At 51.5% G+C, this 19,660-nt stretch carries 17 protein-coding genes; 9 read left to right on the forward strand and 8 right to left on the reverse strand.

Translation table 11 applies throughout. The features are described from left to right. Positions 1 to 215: 215 nt before the first annotated feature. Together OGY17_RS16675 and mdtD are read left to right on the forward strand one after the other, a co-directional pair. The gene (locus OGY17_RS16675; RefSeq protein ID WP_100271716.1) at positions 216 to 920 is read left to right on the forward strand and encodes a FadR/GntR family transcriptional regulator; all 705 of its coding nucleotides are present in this window, start codon (positions 216 to 218) and stop codon (positions 918 to 920) included. A 1-nt stretch (position 921) separates the two neighbouring features. After that, the gene (mdtD, locus tag OGY17_RS16680) at positions 922 to 2,349 is read left to right on the forward strand and encodes a multidrug transporter subunit MdtD (RefSeq protein WP_008786557.1); all 1,428 of its coding nucleotides are present in this window, start codon (positions 922 to 924) and stop codon (positions 2,347 to 2,349) included. On the opposite strand, the gene rbsR is transcribed toward mdtD, so the two are convergent. The 7 genes from rbsR to kup all read right to left on the reverse strand — a co-directional run bounded on the left by rbsR (position 2,315) and on the right by kup (position 10,261). Beyond that, positions 2,315 to 3,307, reverse strand: a complete 993-nt coding sequence (rbsR, locus tag OGY17_RS16685) for a ribose operon transcriptional repressor RbsR (protein ID WP_003023757.1) — start codon at positions 3,305 to 3,307, stop codon at positions 2,315 to 2,317. The two genes, mdtD and rbsR, sit on opposite strands and share 35 nt — an antisense overlap. A 3-nt stretch (positions 3,308 to 3,310) precedes the next feature. After that, positions 3,311 to 4,240, reverse strand: coding sequence for a ribokinase (gene rbsK / locus OGY17_RS16690; RefSeq protein WP_191215296.1), 930 nt, complete (start codon positions 4,238 to 4,240; stop codon positions 3,311 to 3,313). Positions 4,241 to 4,381: 141 nt separating this feature from the next. Then, the gene (rbsB, locus tag OGY17_RS16695; protein WP_003023760.1) at positions 4,382 to 5,272 is read right to left on the reverse strand and encodes a ribose ABC transporter substrate-binding protein RbsB; all 891 of its coding nucleotides are present in this window, start codon (positions 5,270 to 5,272) and stop codon (positions 4,382 to 4,384) included. Positions 5,273 to 5,296: 24 nt separating this feature from the next. Next, positions 5,297 to 6,262, reverse strand: a complete 966-nt coding sequence (gene rbsC / locus OGY17_RS16700; RefSeq protein WP_003826999.1) for a ribose ABC transporter permease — start codon at positions 6,260 to 6,262, stop codon at positions 5,297 to 5,299. Between the two features lie 5 nt (positions 6,263 to 6,267). Then, a complete protein-coding gene (gene rbsA / locus OGY17_RS16705; protein WP_003023764.1) occupies positions 6,268 to 7,773 on the reverse strand; it encodes a ribose ABC transporter ATP-binding protein RbsA in 1,506 nt (501 codons plus the stop codon). A 7-nt stretch (positions 7,774 to 7,780) separates the two neighbouring features. Beyond that, a complete protein-coding gene (rbsD, locus tag OGY17_RS16710) occupies positions 7,781 to 8,200 on the reverse strand; it encodes a D-ribose pyranase (protein ID WP_003827001.1) in 420 nt (139 codons plus the stop codon). A gap of 192 nt (positions 8,201 to 8,392) precedes the next feature. Further along, positions 8,393 to 10,261: a low affinity potassium transporter Kup gene (gene kup / locus OGY17_RS16715; protein WP_003827003.1), complete on the reverse strand. Its 1,869-nt coding sequence runs from the start codon at positions 10,259 to 10,261 to the stop codon at positions 8,393 to 8,395. Positions 10,262 to 10,590: 329 nt separating this feature from the next. Between kup and ravA the strand changes: the two genes are divergently transcribed. Then, the gene (gene ravA, locus OGY17_RS16720) at positions 10,591 to 12,087 is read left to right on the forward strand and encodes an ATPase RavA (RefSeq protein WP_191215299.1); all 1,497 of its coding nucleotides are present in this window, start codon (positions 10,591 to 10,593) and stop codon (positions 12,085 to 12,087) included. Beyond that, positions 12,081 to 13,532 carry an ATPase RavA stimulator ViaA gene (gene viaA, locus OGY17_RS16725; protein ID WP_008786554.1) on the forward strand — a complete coding sequence of 484 codons (1,452 nt, stop codon included), beginning with the start codon at positions 12,081 to 12,083 and terminating at the stop codon, positions 13,530 to 13,532. Before ravA ends, viaA begins: the two co-directional genes overlap by 7 nt. A 3-nt stretch (positions 13,533 to 13,535) precedes the next feature. On the opposite strand, the gene asnA is transcribed toward viaA, so the two are convergent. After that, the gene (gene asnA, locus OGY17_RS16730) at positions 13,536 to 14,528 is read right to left on the reverse strand and encodes an aspartate--ammonia ligase (RefSeq protein WP_204558705.1); all 993 of its coding nucleotides are present in this window, start codon (positions 14,526 to 14,528) and stop codon (positions 13,536 to 13,538) included. A gap of 151 nt (positions 14,529 to 14,679) precedes the next feature. On the opposite strand from asnA, the gene asnC reads away from it, so the two are divergent. From asnC to atpI, 5 genes are all read left to right on the forward strand, one after another. Continuing rightward, positions 14,680 to 15,138, forward strand: coding sequence for a transcriptional regulator AsnC (asnC, locus tag OGY17_RS16735; protein WP_003023780.1), 459 nt, complete (start codon positions 14,680 to 14,682; stop codon positions 15,136 to 15,138). An 88-nt stretch (positions 15,139 to 15,226) separates the two neighbouring features. After that, positions 15,227 to 15,676, forward strand: a complete 450-nt coding sequence (gene mioC / locus OGY17_RS16740; protein WP_111466311.1) for an FMN-binding protein MioC — start codon at positions 15,227 to 15,229, stop codon at positions 15,674 to 15,676. Between the two features lie 372 nt (positions 15,677 to 16,048). Then, the gene (mnmG, locus tag OGY17_RS16745) at positions 16,049 to 17,938 is read left to right on the forward strand and encodes a tRNA uridine-5-carboxymethylaminomethyl(34) synthesis enzyme MnmG (RefSeq protein WP_003827014.1); all 1,890 of its coding nucleotides are present in this window, start codon (positions 16,049 to 16,051) and stop codon (positions 17,936 to 17,938) included. A gap of 102 nt (positions 17,939 to 18,040) precedes the next feature. Continuing rightward, a complete protein-coding gene (gene rsmG, locus OGY17_RS16750; protein ID WP_191215301.1) occupies positions 18,041 to 18,664 on the forward strand; it encodes a 16S rRNA (guanine(527)-N(7))-methyltransferase RsmG in 624 nt (207 codons plus the stop codon). 614 nt (positions 18,665 to 19,278) lie between these two features. Further along, positions 19,279 to 19,659, forward strand: a complete 381-nt coding sequence (gene atpI / locus OGY17_RS16755; protein ID WP_003827019.1) for a F0F1 ATP synthase subunit I — start codon at positions 19,279 to 19,281, stop codon at positions 19,657 to 19,659. Position 19,660: the final 1 nt, after the last annotated feature.

Consider the following 19,660-nt stretch of genomic DNA (forward strand, 5'->3'; position numbering starts at 1 on the left):
GCTTGTAATCCGTTGTTCCGTGTCAGTGGAGGCGCATTATAGGGAGTTATTTCAGGCTGACAAGGGGAAATTTAAAATAACTTTCCGAGTGCGTGTTTTTTCACCAAAACAACCATTAACATGCCATAAAATAAGCAAATTGCCGTTTTTGCAGCCGCAATCACACTTCCAGGTGGCATACTAATGAATAAGAAAAAGAGTAAGGAAGAACATTCATGCCGTTAAATGCCCAACAGCTAGCCGCACAGAAAAACTTGTCCTACGTTCTGGCCGAAAAGCTGGCTCAGCGAATATTAAAAGGTGAATACGCACCGGGTGCGATATTGCCTGGCGAAATAGAGCTAGGCGATCAGTTTGGCGTGAGTCGCACCGCGGTAAGAGAGGCAGTAAAAACATTAACGGCAAAAGGTATGGTATTACCGCGCCCACGTATTGGTACACGCGTCATGCCGCAAGCAAACTGGAACTTCCTTGACCAGGAGCTGCTCACCTGGTGGATGACAGAAGATAATTTCCCGCAGGTCATTAAACATTTTCTGGTGATGCGTATCAGCCTGGAGCCTCAGGCGTGCTTACTGGCAGCGACCATAGGTACGGTTGAACAGAAAGCGCACCTCAACACGCTGATGGAAGAGATGGTCGAGCTGAAAAGAAACTTCAGACGCGAACGCTGGATTGAGGTTGATATCGCCTGGCATGAGCACATCTATGAAATGAGTGCGAATCCGTTCCTTATATCCTTTGCATCTCTGTTCCATTCGGTTTACCAGACCTACTTTACCTCTATTACCTATAACGATGTGGTGAAACTGGATTTGCACCAGGCCATTGTCGATGCAATAGATGATAACGATGGCGATCGCGCCTTTGCTGCCTGTCAGGCATTGCTGATAGCACCGAACGTGCTACCGGATAAATAATATGTCAGAAAAGAAATCTCGCAGTATGGCCGGGCTACCGTGGATAGCAGCCATGGCCTTTTTTATGCAGGCACTAGACGCCACGATCCTCAATACCGCCCTACCCGCAATAGCACATAGTCTTAACCGCTCTCCACTCGCCATGCAGTCGGCCATTATCAGCTATACCCTGACTGTCGCGATGCTGATCCCGGTAAGTGGTTGGCTGGCAGACCGATTTGGTACCCGACGCGTCTTTATGATTGCCGTTAGCCTGTTTACATTGGGATCGCTGGCCTGTGCGCTGTCCAGTTCCTTAAGCGAGCTGGTGATTTTCCGTGTCATTCAGGGGATCGGTGGCGCCATGATGATGCCCGTTGCCCGTCTGGCGTTATTGCGTGCTTACCCCCGCAGCGAACTGCTTCCAGTGCTTAACTTCGTCACCATGCCAGGACTTGTGGGGCCGATTTTAGGTCCGGTATTGGGCGGTGTACTGGTTACATGGGCCAGTTGGCACTGGATCTTCCTGATTAATATTCCAATTGGCATTGCCGGTATCTTCTATGCCCGCAAATATATGCCGAACTTCACCACGCCACGCCGCGGTTTTGATATGACCGGTTTCTTTCTGTTTGGTTTGAGCCTGGTGTTGTTTTCCAGCGGCGTTGAATTGTTCGGTGAGAAGCTTGTCGAGACCTGGGTCGCACTCGGTATTATTCTTGCCAGTGTGTTGTTACTACTCGCCTATATTCGCCATGCGCGTCGCCACCCAACGCCGCTGATATCGCTTCCGATATTTAAGACTCGGACCTTTTCTGTTGGGATCGCCGGAAACCTCGCCACTCGCCTGGGTACAGGCTGTGTGCCCTTCTTAATGCCGCTGATGTTGCAGGTAGGATTTGGATATCCGGCTCTGATAGCCGGCTGCATGATGGCGCCAACAGCGTTGGGTTCAATTCTGGCAAAATCCATGGTGACTCAGGTTCTGCGCAAACTCGGCTACAGGACCACATTGGTGGGTGTTACGGTATTTATCGGCCTGATGATTGCGCAGTTCGCTTTGCAATCTCCTGCCATGCCGATCTGGATGCTAATCCTGCCGTTGTTCATTTTAGGTATGGCGATGTCCACCCAGTTTACTTCAATGAATACCATCACTCTGGCGGATCTGACCGATGAAAATGCCAGCAGCGGCAACAGCGTATTGGCTGTTACTCAGCAGTTATCAATCAGTTTAGGGGTTGCCATCAGCGCCGCCGTTCTGCGTATCTATGAAGGTATGGAAGGAACCAATACGGTCGAGCAGTTCCACTACACCTTTATGACGATGGGCGCTATAACGGTAATATCCGCGCTGATGTTCATGCTGCTAAAAGCCAAAGATGGACGTAACCTGATCAAAGATCGGCACAAACCTAAACCGACCCCCGCTCCATCAGAACAGGAGTAAGCTGCAAACGCTGTTGCTGTAATGCGGGCTGCGCCATCCGGTGAATTAATACATCGATGGCCAGTTCGCCCAATTCATCTTTTGGTTGGTGGATGGTCGTCAGGGGCGGCGTCATATAGCGCGCCAGCTCGATATCATCGTAACCCACCACAGCCATATCCTGCGGAATGCGCAATCCTGACTGGTACAGAGCCTGATACGCGCCAACTGCCATTGCATCATTGCCGGTAAAAACGGCCTGCGGTCGCTGTTTATGCGACAGCAACGTTTGCATAGCTTCAAAGCCGCCGCCGAACTCAAAGTCACCGGTAATCTCGTAGCCTTCCGGGACAGGCAACCCTGCCCGCTTCATTGCTGCCCGATATCCTTCCAGACGCAAACGCGCCGGGGTTTTATCCAGCGGCCCGGTGATGCAGGCAATGCGCGTAAAACCTTTTTCGATAAGATGTTGTGTGGCTAAATCCCCGCCCAGCAAGGAGTTATCCTGAATCAGATCGCTTTCACCATCAAAAGGCGACCAGTCCATCATCACGGTCGGTATAGAAGGATAACGCTGCATTATCTCTCTGGAAGGCTGATGTGTTTCGGTGCAGAGCAGCAACAAGCCGTCCACACGTTTTTGCATCAGGGTTTCCAGGTTACGGTTCATGCGCTGTTCATCGCCTTCGGTATTGCACAGCACCAGGCTGTAGCCGCGCTCAAAACAGCTACGTTCAACGCCGCGCACTAGTTCAGAATAGAAGGGATTGGTACTGGCAGTGATTAACATGCCAATCGTGCGGGTCTGGTTTAGCTTGAGGCTACGCGCCAGCGCGGAGGGCGCGTAGTTAAGCGCTTTAATTGCAGCTTCTACTTTGTCAGTGACGGACTCACTGACAAAGCGATCTTTATTAATGACGTGAGAAACCGTCGACGTGGAAACACCCGCCAGGCGGGCGACGTCCTTCATTGTAGCCAAGCGTTACCTCTGTTGACTTAAAAACGCTTCTATTTCTTCGCGCCACGGAACGGAAGGCTGTGCGCCTTTACGGGTAACCGCAATCGCCGCAGCGGCATGCGCAAAGCGGATCGCTTCAGGCAGCGGAGTCTCTTCCAGCAACGCTGTAATTAACGCGCCATTAAAGGTGTCTCCAGCGGCAATAGTATCAACGGCTTCCACTTTAAAACCGGGCACACGCTGACCTTCACCATTAACGCTGGCCCACACACCGCGACTACCTAAAGTAATCAGTACAGTATGGATACCTTTAGCGTGCAATGCCTGCGCCGCTTTGGCCGCGTCTTCATCATTTTCGACCCGGATCCCCGTCAGCTTTTCAGCCTCGGTTTCATTCGGGGTAATAATATCCACCAGCGCCAGCAGTTCATCAGAAAGTTCACGAGCCGGTGCCGGGTTCAGGGCGACCATGGTCTTATTTTGATGTGCAATCTTTGCTGCAGTCAGTACGCTTTCGATCGGCGATTCTAACTGCATCAGTAAGGCGGAGGCCTGCGCAATGCGATCGCTCTGTGCTTCCACCAGCGCTGGCGAAAGAGCTGCGTTTGCACCGGCGTGAATGCCGATAACGTTCTCACCTTCACCATTCACAAAAATCAGTGCCACACCGGTCGATTCCCCCGAAATTACGCTAATCGGCGCAATATCGATGTTGTCTTTGGCTAACTGTTTACGCACACTTTCGCCAATATCATCATCGCCCGTACAGGCAATGAATGCGATATTCGCGCCACTACGACCCGCAGCAACAGCCTGATTCGCGCCTTTACCGCCAAATGCGACCTGATAATGGCTACCTGTTACGGTTTCACCAGGTGTCGGGAAAGAGTTAAGGTTAAGGATGTGATCGGCATTGATACTGCCAAGAACAACGAGGTTGCCTGCGGTTTTCATATTTGGTGTTCCAAGTCAAAGTGCGCCACCGGGTTAGGGTGGCGCGTGCCCTGCTTTTCTTTTTACGCTTTCATCCCCGAAACCAGATACGGGGATAGCGTATTTATGTCTCCATCAGGCCGCGAGCGACCTGAATCGGTATTACTGCTTGATGACCAGCTTCAGGTCAACCGGATATTTAGCCTGAACCTTCTCGCCTTTCAGAACTTTATCTGCAGTCTCAACGCCTTTCGCGCCGATCTGATCCGGCAACTGAGCAATGGTCGCAGCCAGTTTGCCATCATTTACTGCTTTTTCGCCATCTGGAGTGCCGTCAAATCCAACCACCATCACATCAGATTTACCCGCGGTTTGCAGTGCGCGCAGCGCACCCAGCGCCATTTCATCGTTCTGGGCAAATACGGCCTGCACATCAGGATGCGCGGTCAGCAGGTTCTGCATGACGTTCAGACCTTTGGTGCGGTCGAAGTCTGCCGGCTGGCTGGCCAGTACGTTAAATTTGTGTGCCGCAACGGCCTGCTGGAAACCTTCGCCACGCTCACGCGCCGCTGAAGTTCCGGCAATCCCTTGCAGTTCGATAACTTTCGCGCCTTCACCTGCTTTCTTCGCGATGTAATCACCCGCAATTTTGCCACCCAACACGTTATCAGACGCGATGTGGCTTACCACTTCGCCTTTGGAGGCAACACGGTCAAGGGTAATAACCGGAATTTTTGCCTGGTTAGCCATCTTCACAGCATTACCAACGGCATCAGAGTCAGTCGGGTTGATCAGCAGAATTTTAGTTCCACGAACCGTTAAGTCCTGAACGTTAGCCAGCTCTTTCGCCGGATTGTTCTGCGAGTCCAGAATCACCAGGTTGTAACCCAGCTTATCCGCCTCTTTTTGCGCCCCATCCTTCAGAGAAACAAAGAACGGGTTGTTGAGGGTGGAGACCACCAGCGCAATGGTATCTTTCGCCATCGCATTCGCGCTCACGGTGGCGCTCAGCGCAACAGCAGAAACCAGGGTAGCCAGTTTTTTCATGTTCATATTTAAGATGTCCTGTAATCGTTGTTACTGCTTTTTGTTGTCTACCAGTACCGCCAGCAAAATCACCACCGCTTTGACGATCATCTGGTAATAGGAGGATACACCTAACAAATTCAAACCATTATTGAGGAAACCAAGAATCAATGCGCCGATCAGCGTCCCAACAATACGTCCTTTACCACCCGCCAGGCTGGTACCGCCTAACACCACCGCTGCGATAGCATCCAGCTCATAGCCAGTACCTGCTGTTGGTTGCGCAGAGGAGAGGCGCGCGACTTCAATGATGCCCGCCAGCGATGCCAGCAGACCGCACAGTGAGTAAACGATAATTTTGATTTTACTGACGCTGATACCGGACAAACGCGTTGCCGCTTCGTTACCGCCCAGCGCGTAGATATAACGGCCCAGACGAGTGTGGTGCAGCATGTACCACGCCGCGAGGAAGACAATCCCCATGATCCACACTGGCGTAGGGATGCCTAACGGACGACCAATACCAAACCAGCCAAACAGATCGGCATTGTCAGTAAACCCGGTATTAACCGGACTGCCGTTGGTGTACACCATGGTCACGCCGCGCAGCAGCAGCATCATCACCAGCGTTGCAATAAACGCCTGCACCCGGCCTTTCGCAACAATCACCCCGGTGACTGCGCCAATGGCAGCGCCGAGCGCCAGGGCTGCAGCAACAGCCACCAGCGCATTGACCTCAATCCCTACAATTGAAGCCGCAACCGCGCCGGTAAGCGCCAGCAAGGAACCGACGGACAGATCGATACCCGACGTCAGGATGACCAGCGTCATGCCAACGGCCATGATGGCGTTCACCGACGTTTGCTGGAGAATGTTGAACAGGTTATTAACGGTAAAAAAGTTAGGGCTCATGGTGGAAACAATCGCGATCAGCACTAACAGAGCGATGAGCGACTTTTGCTCCAGAAGCCATGCTTTAGTGAAATAACGGCGACCAGAAACAGCCTGGGTAGTCATCTTTTTTACTCCTGATTCACGCGATTAAGCTTGCCCACAGCGGCAGCCATTAATACTTCCTGAGTGGCCTGCTCGCGAGTGAACTCACCGCCGAGATGCCCTTCATGCATAACGATAATTCGATCGCTCATGCCCAATACTTCTGGCATCTCAGAGGAGACCAGAATGATGCTCAGCCCGTCAGCCTTAAACTGGTTGATAAGCTGATAGATTTCTTTCTTGGCCCCAACGTCAACGCCGCGCGTTGGTTCATCAAGGATCAGCACTTTTGGCCGGGTCATCAGACCGCGCGCAATCGCCACTTTCTGCTGGTTACCACCGGAAAGCAGGCCGATAGCCTGTTCCATTGATGGTGTTTTAACATTGAACAGACGAATAAAATCACCCACCGCCTGCTGCTCATCTTTATGTTTAAGGCTTCCACCGGCGCGGCTGAAATAACGCAGCGCGGTCAGTGACATGTTCTCTTTCACCGACATGCCCAGCACTAAGCCATCGCGTTTACGGTCTTCAGAAATATAGACGATGCCGTTAGCCAACCCATCCTGCGGCGAACGGGTAACCACTTCATGGCCATCAAGCGTGACGTAACCGCTGGTGCGCGGCAATGCGCCGTACAATACTTTCATCAGTTCGGTACGTCCGGCCCCCATCAGCCCGGATACGCCAAGGATCTCGCCTTTACGCAGCGTGAACGAAACATCGTTTACGCCAGGACCGCACAGGTTATCGACCTTCAGGCGAATATCACCCGGCGCTTTTTCCAGGCGCGGGTACTGATCTTCCAGCTTACGTCCCACCATCATTTCAATCAGCGAGTCTTCTGTCAGCGAGGCAACTTCACGTTCGGCAATAAACTGCCCGTCGCGGAAGACGGTTACGTCATCGCAAATCTCGAAGATCTCTTTCATACGGTGAGAAATATAGACAATACCGCGTCCCTGGGATTTCAGTTCGCGGATGACGCGGAACAGGGATTCGGTTTCGGTATCGGTGAGGGCATCCGTCGGTTCATCCATAATGATGACCTTCGATTCAAAGCTAAGCACTTTGGCAATTTCGACCATCTGCTGATCGCCAATCGACAGCTCACCAACCAGTCTGTCGCTTTTAAAGCGCAGATTCAGTTTGGCGAGCAGCAGATCGGCTTCGGCGTACATCTTCTTCCAGTCAATTTTGCCAAAGCGATTCACAAACTCGCGGCCAAGAAAAATGTTCTCGGCGATAGTGAGTTGCGGGATCAGGTTCAGCTCCTGGTGGATGATACCGATTCCGGCTTCCTGGGAGGATTTCGGGCCGTTAAAGGTGGTCTCTTTCCCCAGCCACAATAAAGAACCGGCATCACGGGTATAGATCCCGGTCAGCACTTTCATCATGGTGGATTTGCCCGCGCCGTTTTCGCCCACCAGCGCCATCACGCGGCCAGGGTAGACATTCAGCGCGGCGCCGGATAGCGCTTTTACGCCCGGGAACGCTTTATCGATCCCTTTGAGTTGCAGTAATGCGTTCATGATGGCCTCAGAACGTGACGCCAGCACAGAGAATGATATTCGCATACGGAGAACATTCTCCGCTGCGAATTACCGCCTGACTGTCTGCGGTTTGTTTTTTGAATTGTTCATGCGTGGTGTAACGAATTTCTATGGTGTTTCCCTGGTGTTGTTGCAGTTGCTCAATGTGGCTGAGCAACGTTTCGTGGAGTTGCGGATTATGTTGTTTAATTTCCGACGCGAGAATGGCCGCCTCGACCTGCATTTCACGTGTGACCACATCCAGTACCTGCATAAAAGAAGGTACGCCCTGGGTTAATGCCATATCAATACGCGTTGTGCTGTTCGGGATGGGTAAACCTGCATCACACACCACCAGCGTATCGGTATGCCCCAGACGGGAGATCACCGTTGAAATTTCAGAGTTGAGTACCGTGCCTTTCTTCATTTTCTTTCCCCACTAGCGAAACGTTTCGCTGGAGATAAGTGTAGTGCGAAGAGTGGACAGAAAACCACCGCGACGTTACGAAAATGTGATCGCCATCGAAACGTTTCGCAAGGATTATCATTTGATGAAATGAAAACTGAGAGGGGCAAAACAAAACGCCCCCTTTCGCGATGAAAGAGGGCGTCGATGAGATTAAATCTCTACCTGAGTACCAAGCTCAATAACCCGGTTCGGTGGGATTTCAAACTGGTCCGGCGCGCGCAGCGCGTTGCGCTGTAGCAGCAGATACAGCTTGCCGCGCAGACGCAGGTACCATGGCCGCTTGCCTACAATCAACGACTCATGCGACATGAAGAAGGACGTTTCCATCATCCGACAGCTTAAGCCTTCCAGGCCGCAGCGATGGAACACTTCCTCCACGTTCGGCGTTTCGCGCCAGCCGTAGCTGGCCACCACGCGCCAGAAGGTGGGCGATAACTGCTCAATCTGCACCCTACGCACGTTGTGCACGTATGGCGCATCTTCCGTACGCAACGTCAGCAGAATAACGCGCTCATGCAGCACCTTGTTATGCTTGAGGTTGTGCAGAAGTGCAAACGGGATGACGTTTAATGCGCGGGACATATACACCGCCGTTCCCGGCACGCGTACCGGTGGCGATTTCTCCAGAGAAGCAATCATCGCCTCCAGAGAGTTACCGTGTTCATGCATGCGACGCAGCAGACGGAAGCGTTCGCTTTTCCAGGTGGTCATGATGGTGAACATCACCAGACCCAGCGTCAGAGGCAGCCAACCACCGGAAATAAGCTTATCGAGGTTCGCGGAGAACAGCGGAACATCGACGCACAAGAACGCCACCAGGATCAGGAAGACGAAGTATTTATTCCAGTGCCAGTTTTTGCGCGCCACGGTGGTCGACAGAATTGAAGTCAGTACCATCGTCCCCGTTACCGCAATCCCATACGCCGCGGCAAGGTTACTGGAGTGTTCAAAGCTCACTATCACGATAACTACCGCAAAATAGAGCATCCAGTTAACGAAAGGAATGTAGATCTGGCCCGATTCCATTTCCGAGGTATGGATGATACGCATCGGCGATAAATACCCCAGACGTACGGCCTGACGCGTCAGCGAGAAGACGCCGGAGATAACCGCCTGAGAGGCGATGACCGTTGCCAGCGCGGCGAGGATCAACAATGGAATTAATGCCCAGTCCGGCGCCAGCAGGAAAAACGGGTTTTTGATCGCTTCAGGATGCTTTAACAGCAACGCGCCCTGCCCAAAATAGTTCAGCACCAGTGAAGGCAATACCACGGAGAACCATGCCAGACGAATCGGCAATTTACCGAAGTGGCCCATATCCGCATACAGCGCTTCAACACCGGTAATCGACAGCACCACCGCACCCAGCGCGATAAAGGACAGCGTTTTGAATTCGAGGAAGAAATGCACCGCCCAATACGGATTGAGCGCCTGCAGCACTTCCGGATTGCCAATAATACTGCGCACACCTAATACCGCGAGCGTCAGGAACCATAGCAGCATAATCGGCGCAAACAGCTTACCGACCATGCCGGTACCGTGTTTTTGAATCAAAAACAGTAGGGTTAGCACAATTATAGAGAGCGGAACAATCCAGGTATCCAGTTGCGGGGCAACTATCTCCAGACCTTCAATTGCAGACATCACCGAAATGGCTGGCGTAATCACCACTTCACCATAGAAGAAGCTGCCGCCTATCAATCCCATAATGACCAGCATGGAGGTTGTTCGCGCCGAGGTATTACGCCCGGCCAATGACATCAGCGTCAGGATCCCGCCTTCTCCGGCGTTATCTGCGCGCATGACAAACGTCAGGTATTTAATGGAGACAACAAAGATCAGCAGCCAGAAAATCAGCGAGAGAAAACCAAATACGGCATCACGTTCAACGCCAAAACCAAACTGGCCGGACAAACATTCACGAAGCGTATAAAGTGGGCTGGTACCAATATCACCGTAGACAACCCCAATGGCCGCAAGGGTAATCGCAGACAATGATTGTTTATTATCAGTGCTCATAGACTCGTCTTTCGTTTATACACATCATCTTTCAAGCCACTCCGTGTGGGCTGCATTCGTTATTCCCCCCATCCCAGAAGAAAACTCCATTGCCGCCTTGGTGCAGCTTGATTGATTTGGTGTATATATAAGAAATGTGTGCGTCGTCCCTTGGCCCACAAAAAGGCGCACAGTATGCACGATTAATCACAAAATCGTACCCCTAAATGAGACCAGATTAATCTGGCTCAAAGAAAAATAAGCGCACCTTCAGTCTATTACTGCAATGGTGTGAAGCATCTATACTCGCAGTTTATGCAGTACATTTGGCGAAAGGACGCCACTTCATTATGGCTCACCCACATTTATTAGCGGAAAGAATTTCCCGTCTGAGCAATGCGCTGGAAAAGGGACTTTATGAACGTAGCCACGCCATTCGTCTGTGTCTGCTGGCAGCACTCAGCGGCGAGAGCGTTTTCTTATTAGGCCCCCCGGGGATCGCAAAAAGCTTAATTGCCCGCCGACTGAAGTTTGCCTTCCAAAACGCACGCGCTTTTGAATACCTGATGACGCGCTTCTCTACGCCCGAAGAGGTGTTTGGTCCGCTGTCCATTCAAGCGTTAAAAGACGAAGGTCGCTATGAACGCTTAACGGCGGGCTATCTTCCTGAAGCTGAAATCGTTTTTCTCGATGAAATCTGGAAAGCAGGCCCGGCAATCCTTAACACCCTGTTGACCGCCATTAACGAACGTCACTTCCGTAACGGCGCGTATGAAGAAAAAATTCCGATGCGTCTGCTGGTGGCGGCTTCCAACGAACTGCCTGAAACAGACAGCAGCCTGGAAGCGCTGTACGACCGTATGCTGATTCGTCTGTGGCTGGATAAAGTTCAGGACAAGGCCAATTTCCGCTCCATGCTGTTAAGTCAGCAGGATGAAAGCGACAATCCGGTCCCGGCATCATTGCAGGTGACGGATGAAGAGTATCACCAGTGGCAAAAAGACATTGGTGCCATCAAGCTTCCCGATCGCGTGTTTGAGCTCATTTTCACGCTGCGCCAACAGTTGGACGTGTTACCGAATGCTCCTTATGTGTCCGATCGTCGCTGGAAAAAAGCGATCCGCTTACTCCAGGCCAGCGCTTTCTTTAGCGGACGCGATGCGGTAGTACCTATCGACCTGATCCTGCTGAAAGATTGCCTGTGGTACGACGCACAAAGCCTGAATCTGATGCAACAACAGCTTGAAATATTGATGACCGGACACGCCTGGCAACAGCAAGCCATGCTGACGCGCCTGGGCAGCATTGTGCAGCGCCGCATTCAGCTCCAGCAGCAGCAAAGCGACAAAACGGCGTTCACGGTGATCCGCCAGGGCGGAATGTTCAGCCGTCGTCCTCATTATGATTTACCGCCAGAAGCCTCGTCTTCTGTCGTGACATTACTGCTGCAAAAGCCTTTAAAACTGCATGATATGGAGGTTATCCATATAGCTTTCGAACGTGGCGCGCTGGAACTGTGGCTAACAAAAGGCGGTGAGATCCGCGGAAAACTAAACGGAATCGGCTTTGCCCAAACGCTGAATATGGAAGTCGATAGCGCACAGCATCTGGTTGTACGCGATGTCAGTTTACAAGGTTCTCGCCTGGCGCTGCCGGGTGCTTCGCAAGAGAGTATGCCCGCAGAGATAAAACAGGAGCTTGAGGCGCTCGATAACGAGTGGCATCAGCAGCACAGCGCATTCAGCGAACAGCAAAAATGTCTGTTTATTCATAGCGACTGGTTAGGCCGCATTGAGGCCAGCCTGCAGGATGTCGGGGCACAAATCCGCCAGGCGCAACAATGCTGACCCTTGATACGCTCAATATCATGCTGGCAGTCAGCGAAGAGGCGATGATCGAAGAGATGATCGTCGCCCTGCTGGCTTCCCCAAAGATGGTGGTATTTTTTAAAAAATTTCCTCGCCTTAAAAAAGCGATCACTGACGACATTCCCCGCTGGCGTGAATCATTGCGTAGCCGCCTCAAAGATACCCATGTACCGCCGGAGCTGATGGAGGAGGTTATGTGCTATCAACAAAGCCAGCTCCTCTCTCATGCGCAGTTTATCGTTCAGCTACCGCAAATATTATCGCTATTGCACCGCCTCCATTCGCCGTGGGCCGGGCAAGCGCAGCAACTGGTCAATGACAACAGCACCTTTACGCCTGCCCTACATACGCTTTTTCTCCAGCGCTGGCGCCTGAGCCTGGTGGTGCAAACCACAACGCTGAATCAGCAACTACTGGAAGAAGAGCGCGAGCATTTGCTCAGTGAAGTACAGGAACGTATGACCCTTAGCGGACAACTGGAACCTGTACTGGCAGAAAATGACAACGCAGCAGGCCGGTTGTGGGACATGAGCGCGGGCCAAATCAAGCGCGGTGATTATCAGTTGATGGTGAAATACGGCGAATTTCTGACGCAACAACCCGAACTCCAGCGCCTGGCCGAGCAGTTAGGTCGTTCCAGAGAGGCGAAATCCGTGCCGCGTAAAGATGCGCCAATGGAAACCTTCCGTACCCTGGTGCGCGAACCGGCAACTGTCCCGGAGCAGGTGGATGGCATCCAGCAAAGTGACGATATCCTGCGCCTGCTACCGCCAGAGCTGGCCACGCTGGGCATTACCGAACTGGAATACGAGTTCTACCGACGGCTGGTGGAAAAGCAACTGCTCACCTACCGCCTGCACGGCGAAGCATGGCGTGAGAAAGTAACGGAACGTCCGGTGGTGCATCAGGATTTTGACGAGCAGCCGCGCGGGCCTTTTATCGTCTGCGTTGATACCTCGGGATCGATGGGCGGATTTAATGAGCAGTGTGCGAAAGCCTTTTGTCTGGCGCTAATGCGCGTTGCCCTTGCCGATAACCGGCGCTGTTTCATTATGCTGTTTTCAACAGAAGTGGTGCGCTATGAGCTTTCCGGTCCGGAGGGCATCGAACAGGCTATCCGCTTTTTAAGTCAGCGCTTTCGTGGTGGCACTGATATTGCCAGCTGTTTTCGCGCCATAATTGAGCGCATGCAGGGTCGGGAATGGTTTGATGCCGATGCGGTGGTGATCTCAGATTTTATCGCTCAGCGATTGCCCGATGAGGTCGTCAATAAAGTGGGTGAATTACAGCGGGTGCACCAGCACCGTTTTCACGCGGTGGCGATGTCAGCACATGGCAAACCCGGCATCATGCGCATTTTCGATCATATCTGGCGCTTTGATACCGGGATGCGAAGCCGCCTGCTCAGACGCTGGCGGCGTTAATTGTTACAGCAGAGAAGCGACGCTTTCACGTACCTGGGCCGGCCATACGCCACACTGAACCTGACCAATGTGCGGTAATTGCAGCAACAGCATGGTCAGACGCGACTGCCCAATGCCGCCACCAATTGTCTGCGGCATTTCACCGCGCAGCAGCGCCTGGTGCCACTCCAGACTCAGGCGATCTTCATCACCGGTCAGAGACAGCTGGTGTTTCAGGGCGTCAGCATCCACACGGATCCCCATAGAAGACAGCTCAAACGCATCTTCCAGAACCGGGTTCCAGACCAGAATATCACCGTTCAGACCGGCATGACCCAGCTCGGACGCTGAACTCCAGTCATCATAATCCGGCGCACGTACGTCATGACGGTGACCGTCACTGAGCTTACCGCCGATCCCCACCAGGAATACCGCACCCAGCTCTTTAGCGATCGCACGTTCACGACCTTTTGCATCAAGATCCGGATATCGAGATAACAGCTCCTGGCTATGAACAAAGTGGATCTGCTCTGGCAGGAACGGTACCAGACCAAACTCTTTGCTAACCGCAGCTTCGGTGGCCTTAATTCCCGCCCAGATAGCCTCTACCGTGCTTTTCAGAGTGGAGAATTGACGCTCACCGTCGCCCATCACGCGCTCCCAGTCCCACTGGTCAACGTACACTGAGTGCAGCGGGGAGAGGCGATCTTCATCGGGACGCAGGGCTTTCATGTGCGTGTACAGCCCCTCGCCTGCGCTAAAGTCGTGTTGTCCTAACGTTTGACGCTTCCACTTCGCCAGTGAATGAACCACTTCGAATTGAGCGTCTGGCAATGCTTTAACCTTCACCTGCACCGCTTTTTCACAGCCCGACAAGTTATCCTGCGTGCCATCTCCAACGCGGCTGAGGATCGGCGCCTGAACTTCGATCAGGCCTAAACGCTCTTCCAGCTGGCGAGAAAAATGAGATTTTACGAAGCTAATTTGACGTTGTTTGGCAATGTAAGCGGTTTTCATTATGTGTACTCCTGTGTCCTGTTGCCTATGATTAAGCAACAGAATGGAGGTAATATTCAATAATCAACAAACAAAAAGCCGACTTCGATTTTGATTCGTTAAAAATTACGTCTAAAATAGAGGGAATCATTAATCTACATAAGAAAAACCTATGGAAAATTATCAGATCGACAATCTGGACCGCGGCATTCTTGACGCCTTAATGGAAAATGCTCGTACCGCCTACGCAGAATTAGCCAAACAGTTCGGCGTCAGCCCAGGAACAATTCACGTTCGCGTAGAAAAGATGAAGCAGGCGGGGATCATTACCGGCGCGCGGATTGATGTTAGTCCCAAACAATTGGGTTATGACGTCGGCTGCTTTATCGGCATCATCCTGAAAAGTGCGAAAGACTATCCGTCAGCGCTGGCCAGACTGGAAAGCCTCGATGAAGTGACCGAAGCATATTACACCACCGGGCACTACAGCATCTTTATTAAGGTGATGTGCAAGTCGATCGACGCATTGCAGCAGGTACTTATCAACAAGATCCAAACAATTGACGAAATTCAGTCCACTGAAACGCTGATCGTCCTGCAAAACCCGATCATGCGTACCATCAAGCCGTGATCGCTTTTTTTAATACCCTGGTTTTCCACAGGTAGATCCCAGCTCGCTCACAGCGTACAATACGCCCTCTTTATAAAGGTGGGCGATCATGGCAGACATCACTCTTATCAGCGGTAGTACGCTTGGCAGTGCGGAATATGTAGCAGAGCATCTGGCTGAAAAGCTGGACGACGCCGGTTTTTCCAGCGAAATACTGCATGGGCCAATGCTTGAAGAGGTTCCGACTGACGGGATCTGGCTGATTATCAGCTCCACCCACGGTGCGGGAGACATTCCTGACAACCTGCAGCCTTTATATGATGCGTTACGTGAGCAAAAGCCGGACCTGTCACACGTACGCTTTGGCGCAATCGGGATCGGCAGTCGTGAATATGACACCTTTTGCGGCGCAATCGACAAGCTGGAAGCAGAATTGAAGGCCTGTGGGGCAAAACAGATCGGTGAAACGCTCAGGATCAACGTGCTGGAACATGAGATTCCGGAAGATCCGGCTGAAATTTGGCTGGGATCGTGGCATCCGTTGCTCAGAGATTTGTAAAGATCGTACTTTTTTATGTGGATAACTCTGGTTAAAAGCTTGGATCAACCGGTAGTTATCCCAAGAACAACCGCTGTTCAGTTTTTGAGTTGTGTATAACCCTTCATTCTGATCCCAGCTTATACGGACCAGGATCACCGATCATTCACAGCTAATGATCCTCAGCAACCTGTTGATCTTACTTAAAGGATCGTCCTTATCCACAGAAAGGTGCGATCCTAATAAGAGATCACAATAAAACAGATCTCTAAATAAAAAGATCTTCTTTTTAATACCCAGGATCCCAGGTCTTTCTCGATCGACTAAAGTTGAGTAGAATCCACGGCCCGGGCTTCAATCCATTTTCACACCGCGTTATGCGAGGCAATCACCATGTTTTATCAGGATCCTTTTGACGTCATCATCATTGGCGGGGGTCATGCAGGCACCGAGGCCGCAATGGCCGCGGCGCGAATGGGTCAACAGACTCTGCTTTTGACACACAATATCGACACTCTGGGGCAGATGAGCTGCAACCCGGCGATCGGCGGTATTGGGAAGGGACACCTGGTAAAAGAAGTGGATGCGCTTGGTGGGTTGATGGCAAAAGCGATCGACCACGCGGGTATCCAGTTTAGGATACTAAACGCAAGCAAAGGGCCAGCCGTTCGCGCTACCCGAGCTCAGGCCGATCGTGTGCTCTATCGCCAGGCGGTACGCACTGCACTTGAGAATCAACCCAATCTGATGATCTTCCAACAGGCGGTTGAAGATCTGATTGTCGAAAACGATCGTGTTGTGGGTGCCGTAACCCAAATGGGACTGAAGTTCCGTGCCAAAGCGGTCGTATTAACCGTGGGGACTTTCCTCGACGGCAAAATTCATATTGGTCTGGATAACTACAGCGGTGGTCGCGCTGGCGATCCGCCGTCCATCCCGCTGTCACGCCGTCTGCGTGAACTGCCGCTGCGCGTCAGCCGCCTGAAAACCGGTACACCGCCGCGTATCGATGCGCGCACGATTGATTTCAGCGTGCTCGGCCAGCAAAACAGCGATAACCCGATGCCGGTCTTCTCATTCCTGGGCGATGCTTCTCAACATCCGCGCCAGATGCCGTGTTACATCACGCATACCAATGAGAAAACCCATGACGTGATCCGCAATAACCTCGATCGTAGCCCAATGTACGCTGGCGTGATCGAAGGTATTGGCCCACGCTACTGCCCGTCGATCGAAGACAAAGTAATGCGCTTTGCCGATCGTAACCAGCATCAGATCTTCCTCGAACCGGAAGGACTGACCTCTAACGAAATTTACCCGAATGGCATCTCCACCAGCCTGCCGTTCGATGTGCAGATGCAAATTGTCCGCTCCATGCAGGGGATGGAAAATGCCAGAATCGTCCGCCCAGGCTACGCGATTGAGTATGATTTCTTCGATCCGCGTGACCTGAAACCTACTCTGGAAAGCAAATTCATCCAGGGTCTGTTCTTTGCGGGCCAGATTAACGGTACAACCGGTTATGAAGAAGCCGCCGCACAAGGCATGCTGGCAGGTCTGAACGCCGCACGCTTGTCTGCCGAAAAAGAGGGGTGGGCACCGCGTCGCGATCAGGCTTATCTTGGCGTGCTGGTGGACGACCTGTGTACGCTGGGTACCAAAGAACCGTACCGTATGTTCACATCTCGCGCTGAATATCGTCTGATGCTGCGTGAAGATAACGCCGACCTGCGTCTGACCGAAATTGGTCGTGAACTGGGTCTGGTGGACGATGAGCGCTGGGCTCGCTTCAACGAGAAACTGGAGCGTATCGAACAGGAACGCCAACGTCTTAAATCAACCTGGGTGAATCCGTTAGCGGAGTCCGCAGCAGAAGTGAATGCTCACCTGGCTACACCTCTGTCACGTGAAGCGAGCGGTGAAGATCTGCTGCGTCGCCCGGATATGACCTATGCTCAGTTGACCTCTTTATCTGCGTTCGCACCCGCGCTTGATGATGCTCAGGCCGCAGAGCAGGTTGAGATTCAGGTGAAATACGAAGGGTATATTGCCCGTCAGCTGGAAGAAATAGAAAGACAACAGCGCAATGAAAACACCCTGTTGCCTGCAACGCTGGATTATCGTCAGGTCTCTGGCTTGTCGAATGAAGTTATCGCTAAGCTGAACGATCACAAACCCGTTTCGATCGGTCAGGCATCGCGTATTTCCGGCATAACGCCTGCCGCCATCTCCATTCTGCTGGTATGGTTGAAAAAACAAGGTATGCTGCGCCGCAGCGCTTGATAACACTATTTTGGCGGGAGCGCTTCGCTTGCCCGCCGTACAAATTTGTTGGCCCGATAAGCGAAAGCGCATCGGGCATTTGATTATTAACAGGTAACGACCGTGCTCAACAAACTCTCTCGTCTGCTGGCTGATGCCGGTATTTCTCTTACCGATCACCAGAAAAATCAGCTGATTGCGTATGTCGATATGCTGCACAAATGGAACAAAGCCTACAACCTGACGTCGGTGCGGGATCCAAACGAAATGCTGGTGCGCCATATTCTGGACAGCATTGTCGTTGCACCGTATCTGAAGGGTGAGCGTTTTATCGATGTAGGTACGGGACCGGGCCTGCCGGGAATTCCGCTTTCTATAGTGCGTCCAGAAGCGCATTTCACACTGCTCGATAGCCTGGGAAAACGCGTTCGTTTCTTGCGTCAGGTGCAGCATGAGCTTGCGCTTACTAACATCACTCCTGTGCAAAGTAGGGTTGAAGAATTTCCTTCAGAACCGCCGTTTGATGGGGTGATTAGCCGTGCTTTCGCTTCACTCAATGATATGGTGAGCTGGTGTCACCATTTGCCGGGCCAGAATGGGCGTTTTTATGCGCTAAAAGGGCAGTTGCCTGCAGATGAAATTGATTCGCTGTCAGCAGAATTCAGCGTTGAGTCCGTCGAAAAATTACGCGTTCCGCAGTTGGATGGTGAACGTCATTTGGTGGTTATTAAGCCAAACAAAATTTAATTTTTATCAAAAAAAATAGAGAAAAAACGGCTTTTCAGGTGTTAAAAGTCATAGGTAATAGTGTGGTTAAATGTCGTTACATTTCACTAGTGTCTTACGGTTTTGCATCATAACTATAACGTACCGTTTTTTGTTAAAAGCGAAACAAGTCAGCTGTGAAAATATCAGTCTGCTAAAAATAGAACGTAAGAATCACCGCTCGTGTTAATTTTTTATTATAAATGTCAATGAGCGGTTTTTTTGTTGTTAGGCGTTGTTTTTGAAATAGTGGCTATTTTTACGCTTAAATATCAAAAAGATGAAAAGGCATCAATTGCCACGTAAATAAATTATGCGAAGGTGAATATGTTCAATATGTGATCTGGTGCACGCTTTGACGCCAGTGTTTTCGCGGCATTTGCAGTTTTGCATGATCGTTCACAGTTTGCCTAAAAGTAATAAATGTGGGGCAGCGAAAAATATTTAAACATTTATTCACTTTTTAGCTACTTATTGTTTGAAATCACGAAGGCGCACCGTATAATTTGTCCGCTTTTTGATGCTTGACTCTAAGCCATAAAGAACGTTTTATACGACACGCGGCATACCTCGAAGGGAGCAGGAGTAAAAACGTGATGTCTATGTCGCTCTTGAGTCGAAACGTTGCTCGTAAGCTTTTGCTCACACAGCTTCTGGTTGTAATAGCAAGTGGATTGCTGTTTAGCCTCAAAGACCCTTTCTGGGGCATCTCCGCGTTGTGTGGAGGATTGGCAGTGTTACTGCCTAATGTGTTGTTTATGATATTTGCCTGGCGTCACCAGGTACATACACCAGCGAAGGGCCGAGTAGCCTGGTCGTTCGCTTTCGGCGAAGCCTTCAAGGTGTTAGCGATGCTGGTGTTGTTGGTGGTGGCGTTGGCTGTTTTGAAAGCGGTATTCATGCCGCTGATCGTTACGTGGGTTTTGGTGCTGGTGGTTCAGATACTGGCGCCGGCTGTAATTAACAACAAAGGGTAAA

It is taken from the genome of Citrobacter sp. Cpo126 (assembly GCF_030332445.1).
Taxonomy (GTDB): Bacteria; Pseudomonadota; Gammaproteobacteria; order Enterobacterales; family Enterobacteriaceae; genus Citrobacter; species Citrobacter portucalensis.

Bases quoted from the DNA above. Each gene is read 5' to 3' on its own strand.
- ravA (WP_191215299.1), top strand. From the start codon at position 10,591: ATGGCTCACCCACATTTATTAGCGGAAAGAATTTCCCGTCTGAGCAAT.
- rbsK (WP_191215296.1), bottom strand. From the start codon at position 4,240: ATGAAAACCGCAGGCAACCTCGTTGTTCTTGGCAGTATCAATGCCGAT.
- atpI (WP_003827019.1), top strand. From the start codon at position 19,279: ATGTCTATGTCGCTCTTGAGTCGAAACGTTGCTCGTAAGCTTTTGCTC.
- OGY17_RS16675 (WP_100271716.1), top strand. From the start codon at position 216: ATGCCGTTAAATGCCCAACAGCTAGCCGCACAGAAAAACTTGTCCTAC.
- asnC (WP_003023780.1), top strand. From the start codon at position 14,680: ATGGAAAATTATCAGATCGACAATCTGGACCGCGGCATTCTTGACGCC.
- viaA (WP_008786554.1), top strand. From the start codon at position 12,081: ATGCTGACCCTTGATACGCTCAATATCATGCTGGCAGTCAGCGAAGAG.
- rbsD (WP_003827001.1), bottom strand. From the start codon at position 8,200: ATGAAGAAAGGCACGGTACTCAACTCTGAAATTTCAACGGTGATCTCC.
- asnA (WP_204558705.1), bottom strand. From the start codon at position 14,528: ATGAAAACCGCTTACATTGCCAAACAACGTCAAATTAGCTTCGTAAAA.
- mdtD (WP_008786557.1), top strand. From the start codon at position 922: ATGTCAGAAAAGAAATCTCGCAGTATGGCCGGGCTACCGTGGATAGCA.
- kup (WP_003827003.1), bottom strand. From the start codon at position 10,261: ATGAGCACTGATAATAAACAATCATTGTCTGCGATTACCCTTGCGGCC.
- rbsB (WP_003023760.1), bottom strand. From the start codon at position 5,272: ATGAACATGAAAAAACTGGCTACCCTGGTTTCTGCTGTTGCGCTGAGC.
- mioC (WP_111466311.1), top strand. From the start codon at position 15,227: ATGGCAGACATCACTCTTATCAGCGGTAGTACGCTTGGCAGTGCGGAA.
- mnmG (WP_003827014.1), top strand. From the start codon at position 16,049: ATGTTTTATCAGGATCCTTTTGACGTCATCATCATTGGCGGGGGTCAT.
- rbsA (WP_003023764.1), bottom strand. From the start codon at position 7,773: ATGAACGCATTACTGCAACTCAAAGGGATCGATAAAGCGTTCCCGGGC.
- rbsC (WP_003826999.1), bottom strand. From the start codon at position 6,262: ATGACTACCCAGGCTGTTTCTGGTCGCCGTTATTTCACTAAAGCATGG.